The sequence below is a fragment of the Ursidibacter arcticus genome, from assembly GCF_009761375.1.
In the GTDB taxonomy this organism is placed as follows: Bacteria; Pseudomonadota; Gammaproteobacteria; order Enterobacterales; family Pasteurellaceae; genus Ursidibacter; species Ursidibacter arcticus.
The window spans coordinates 1-5,010 of record NZ_LEKM01000203.1; the positions used below are offsets into that span (position 1 = coordinate 1).

At 37.8% G+C, this 5,010-nt stretch carries 5 protein-coding genes; all 5 read left to right on the forward strand.

Translation table 11 applies throughout. The annotated features are described in order from the left end of the window. Positions 1–228 precede the first annotated feature (228 nt). The 5 genes from rsgA (at position 229) to A1D25_RS09375 (ending at position 4,729) form a co-directional block, all read left to right on the forward strand. The gene (gene rsgA, locus A1D25_RS09355) at positions 229–1,266 is read left to right on the forward strand and encodes a small ribosomal subunit biogenesis GTPase RsgA (RefSeq protein ID WP_157395407.1); all 1,038 of its coding nucleotides are present in this window, start codon (positions 229–231) and stop codon (positions 1,264–1,266) included. A 102-nt stretch (positions 1,267–1,368) separates the two neighbouring features. After that, positions 1,369–2,247, forward strand: coding sequence for a metal ABC transporter substrate-binding protein (locus A1D25_RS09360; protein ID WP_157395408.1), 879 nt, complete (start codon positions 1,369–1,371; stop codon positions 2,245–2,247). Positions 2,248–2,260: 13 nt separating this feature from the next. Then, complete coding sequence (locus A1D25_RS09365) at positions 2,261–3,037, forward strand: ATP-binding cassette domain-containing protein (RefSeq protein WP_157395409.1); 777 nt, start codon at positions 2,261–2,263, stop codon at positions 3,035–3,037. Continuing rightward, positions 3,037–3,915, forward strand: a complete 879-nt coding sequence (locus A1D25_RS09370; RefSeq protein ID WP_157395410.1) for a metal ABC transporter permease — start codon at positions 3,037–3,039, stop codon at positions 3,913–3,915. Before A1D25_RS09365 ends, A1D25_RS09370 begins: the two co-directional genes overlap by 1 nt. Beyond that, positions 3,908–4,729: a metal ABC transporter permease gene (locus tag A1D25_RS09375; protein ID WP_157395411.1), complete on the forward strand. Its 822-nt coding sequence runs from the start codon at positions 3,908–3,910 to the stop codon at positions 4,727–4,729. The genes A1D25_RS09370 and A1D25_RS09375 overlap by 8 nt, the downstream gene beginning before the upstream one ends. The last annotated feature ends 281 nt before the right edge of the window (positions 4,730–5,010 follow it).

Here is a 5,010-nt window from a genome sequence, read left to right on the forward strand (position 1 = left end):
AAAATAAAATCTGTTATTTTTCAATTGGTTATAATTTTTCTTGTAGGGACGCACTGAGTGCGTCCGAATGAAAAAAGACTTTGTCAATAATCTGGATCCCCTGATTAAAGGGGATTTTTTATTTTCTCTCTGCTTTAATTTACAAATTTCTGTAAGAATCTCACCGCTTGTTGCTGTTTTATAGTATCCTTTCTGCTTTAGTCATTCCTTTGTAAGAGAGTATTTCCTTTGAGTAAACGCCGATTAACCCAAAATCAACAACGTCGTATTCAATCTAATCATCATAAAAAAATCAGTAAAAAAGAATTTGAGTGGCAAGATGAAATGCTTGGCGAGATTCAGCAAGGTATTGTCGTTACTCGCCACGCCAAACACGCTGATGTGGAAACGGAAAGCGGTGAGATTTTTCGTTGTAATTTACGCCGTACACTAAAGAATGTTGTTGTGGGAGATGTGGTTTCTTGGCGGTTAGGAAATGAGCAATTACAAGGAATAAGTGGTGTCATTGAAGCGATTTATCCACGCAAAAATGAATTAAGTCGCCCTGATTATTATGATGGTATCAAAGTAATGGCGGCAAATATTGATCAAATTATTATTGTGTCTGCGGTATTACCCCAACTGTCGTTGAATATTATTGATCGTTACTTGGTCATTTGTGAAAATGCGAATATTCCCGCTTTGATTGTGTTAAATAAAATTGATCTGCTTGATGCTCAAGCTCGTCAAGAAGTCGAAAAACAGCTGGCAATTTATCAAAAAATTGGGTATCAAACGCTCTGTTTATCGGCAGATAGTGGTGAAAATATGGCAACATTAGATGCTTATTTAGCACAAGGTACTTCTATTTTTGTTGGGCAATCAGGGGTTGGAAAATCAAGCTTAATTAACCGCTTATTACCTGAAGTAAATGCTCAAACAGGGGCTGTTAGTGATACTTCAGGGTTAGGGCAACATACGACTACTGCCTCTCGTTTATATCATCTACAACAAGGGGGGAATTTAATTGATTCACCCGGAATTCGTGAATTTGGATTATGGCATTTAGAACCTGAACAGATTACTCAAGGCTATCGCGAGTTCCAATCTGTATTGGGGACTTGCAAATTCCGAGATTGTAAGCATAAAGATGATCCTGGTTGTGCAGTGCGAGAAGCGGTTGAATTGGGTAAGATTGATTCTGTTCGTTTTGAAAACTATCATCGTTTAATTGAAAGTCGTGAAGAAACAAAAAGCCAGCGACATTTTCGTAAAGAGGATTTGTAAAATTGTAAATCTAAAATTTGCAAATCATTTTCATTTGCTTAATTTCCGAGAAAGTATATAATAGAAAGTGCGTAAGGCCATAACTTTTTTAAGGAGATTAAAATGAAAAAAATAGTCGCGCTCTTAGGTACAATTTTACTTGCTGCTACACCATTGTCAGCAAAACAATTTAAAGTTGTCACAACCTTTACTGTTATTCAAGACATCGCTCAAAACGTAGCGGGTGATAAAGCAGTGGTGGAATCTATCACTAAACCAGGTGCTGAAATCCACGATTATCAACCGACCCCGCAAGATGTTGTAAAAGCACAATCTGCCGATTTAGTGCTTTGGAATGGAATGAATTTAGAACGTTGGTTTGAGCGTTTCTTCACTCAAGTGAAAGATAAACCAGCGGTAGTAGTAACAGAAGGTATTACCCCAATTTCAATTTATGAAGGTCCATATAAAGATATGCCAAACCCACACGCTTGGATGTCTACCAAAAATGCCTTAATTTATATTGAAAACATTCGTCAAGCATTGGTGAAGTATGACCCAGAGAATGCAGAAGCCTATAATAACAATGCAAAAGCTTATGCAGCAAAAATTACTGCGTTAGATGAGCCACTTCGTGCAAGACTAAATAATGTGCCTGAAGCACAGCGTTGGTTAGTAACTAGCGAAGGTGCATTCAGCTATTTAGCACAAGATTATGGCTTTAAAGAACTCTACTTATGGCCGATCAATGCAGATGCTCAAGGCACTCCGCAACAAATCAAAAATGTTATCAAGAAAGTACGTGAGCATAAAATTCCTGTCGTATTTAGCGAAAGTACAATTTCTGATAAACCTGCAAAACAAGTCGCAAAAGAAACAAAAGCGAAATACGGTGGCGTGCTTTATGTAGATTCTCTATCTACTAAAGAAGGTGCTGTACCAACCTATATCGATCTATTAAATGTTACTGTAAGTACCATTGTAAAAGGTTTCGAAAAATAATAGGTTGTAATCAATGAGAGATCACGTAAGTTCGCTTTCTGTTAAAGATGTTACTGTACGTTATAACAATGGGCACACAGCCATTCACGATATTACCTTTGACCTAAATGGTGGCACTATTTGTGCATTACTTGGGGTCAATGGTAGTGGAAAATCAACTTTATTTAAAAGCATTATGGGGTTAGTAAGCCCCCAAGGGCAAATTCATATCTGTGGTATGCCTGTTAATCAGGCATTAAAGCAAAATTTGGTTGCCTATGTGCCGCAAAGTGAAGAAGTGGATTGGCAATTTCCTGTTTCAGTTTATGACGTAGTAATGATGGGACGCTATGGTTATATGAACTTCTTACGCTTGCCAACAGCGTTAGACAAGCAGAAAGTGCTTGATGCAATGGAGCGAGTCAATATTGCTCACTTGCGTGATCGCCAAATTGGTGAGCTTTCTGGTGGGCAAAAAAAGCGTGTTTTTCTTGCCCGAGCCTTAGCACAAGAAAGCCAAATTATTTTGCTAGATGAACCTTTTACAGGGGTTGATGTAACCACTGAAAACGCAATTATGGATCTATTGAAACAATTGCGAAATGAAGGGCATCTTATTCTTGTTTCCACACATAATCTAAGTTCTGTTCCCAGTTTTTGTGACCAAGCAGTAATGATTAACCGAACCGTTCTTGCAACAGGTGCGATTGAGACGACTTTCACGCCTGAAAATCTAGAACGAGTGTTTGGCGGAGTATTGCGTTATCAACATTTTCTTGCGGAGCAACCAGATCAACGCAAGGAATTGTAATGATTGAATGGTTACTTGAACCTTTCTCTTATGATTATATGTTTAAAGCCATAGTGGCAAGCGGTGCGATAGGAGCAGTCTGTGCTTTTCTTTCAGCTTATTTAATGTTAAAAGGCTGGTCGTTAATTGGTGATGCACTTTCTCATGCTGTCGTTCCGGGTGTTGCTTTGGCATACGCATTTTCATTACCTTATGCGATAGGGGCGTTTTTTTCAGGCTTTATTGCAACTATTGCTATTTTAGCGATCAAATCGGTTACCAAATTAAAAGAAGATGCCATTATTGGTTTTATTTTCAGTACTTTTTTTGCTTTTGGGTTACTGATTATTTCTATCAATCCAACATCAGTAAATGTGCAGTCTATTATTCTTGGTAATATTTTAGGTATTGCCGATGAGGATATGTTACAGGTTGCTATCATTCTTGGGGTTTCACTCTTTTTTCTGATTATTTATTGGAAAGATTTATTACTTGTCTTTTTTGATGAAGTGCAAGCAAAAGCAGTCGGTATTTCACCTATTCGACTTAAAATTCTATTTTTCTCTCTGCTCAGTGCTTGTATTGTAACTGCTCTACAAAGCGTTGGGGCAATTTTAGTCATTGCGATGGTGGTTACCCCCGGGGCAACTGCTTACTTACTGACGGATAGATTTGGAAAATTACTGATTATCTCAATTATTCTTGGTGGCGTAACTGGTTCCGTTGGAGCTTATTTAAGTTATTTTGCAGATGGTGCAACGGGTGGATTTATTGTTTCATTACAAACGCTGATTTTCCTAATCGCCTTTTTCTTTGCACCTAAATATGGATTATTACCCCGTAAATTTGCAAAAAAATCACCGAAAGTAACCGCTTACGGAGAGAACAATAATGTTTGATACCGTTATAAATTGGTTTGCTGAACCACTTTCATATCCTTTTATGCAACAAGCGTTAATTGTCGCTTTGGTTGTCGGTGTCGTTTGTGCAACCTTATCGTGCTATTTAGTCTTGAAAGGTTGGTCATTGATGGGCGATGCGATCTCTCACGCTGTATTACCTGGTATTGTCATCGCATATTTACTTGCTATTCCATTAGCAATAGGGGCGTTTGTCTCTGGGATATTTTGTGCTGTTGCCGTAGGCTATCTTAAAGAAAATAGCCGTATAAAAGAAGATACTGTAATGGGGATTGTTTTCTCTGGAATGTTTGCATTTGGGTTAGTCTTATTTACTAAAGTACAGACTGATCAGCATTTAATGCATATTCTGTTTGGCGATTTACTTGGTATTACCGCAGAAGAATTTCGTCAATCGTTATGGATTGCATTTACTGTATTGCTTGTTATTTTAATAAAGCGTAAAGATCTATTGCTTTATTGCTTTGATCCTAGTCACGCAAGAACAGTTGGACTAAATAATAAAGTATTGCATTATGGTTTATTAGTGCTACTTGCATTAGTTATCATCAGTGCAATGCAAGTAGTCGGCGTTATTTTAGTTGTTGCGATGTTAATTACTCCGGGGATTACAGGATATACCCTAGCAAAACGTTTTGACCGAATGTTACTCATTGCGGTTGGGACATCGTTGTTGAGTGCCTTTTGGGGTGTCTTCCTTAGTTTCCACTTTAATGTGGCGACAGGACCTACCATTATCTTGCTACAAGCGGGCTGTTTCTTGATTAGTTTTGCGATAAGTAAATTACGTTAAATTATTCAACCTATCTTAAAGTAGCTTCTACATTCATATTACTAGCCTCTATTTGAGGCTCAGATTATTGACAAAGTCTTTTTTCATTCGGACGCCAGCGTGGCGTCCCTACAAGGAAAGTTATAACTAATTGAAAAATAACAGATTTTATTTTGTTGTGTAGGGACGCCACGCTGGCGTCCGTTTATTGAATACAACAAATTAGGGTTTGTCAGCGGTCTGGACCGACTAAAACAGTCGGTTTTTTATTGCTGAAAAAAAACCAAAGGCATAAGATATTC

Coding starts and splice junctions, on each gene's coding strand:
- A1D25_RS09360 (WP_157395408.1), top strand. CDS start 1,369: ATGAAAAAAATAGTCGCGCTCTTAGGTACAATTTTACTTGCTGCTACA.
- A1D25_RS09365 (WP_157395409.1), top strand. CDS start 2,261: ATGAGAGATCACGTAAGTTCGCTTTCTGTTAAAGATGTTACTGTACGT.
- A1D25_RS09370 (WP_157395410.1), top strand. CDS start 3,037: ATGATTGAATGGTTACTTGAACCTTTCTCTTATGATTATATGTTTAAA.
- A1D25_RS09375 (WP_157395411.1), top strand. CDS start 3,908: ATGTTTGATACCGTTATAAATTGGTTTGCTGAACCACTTTCATATCCT.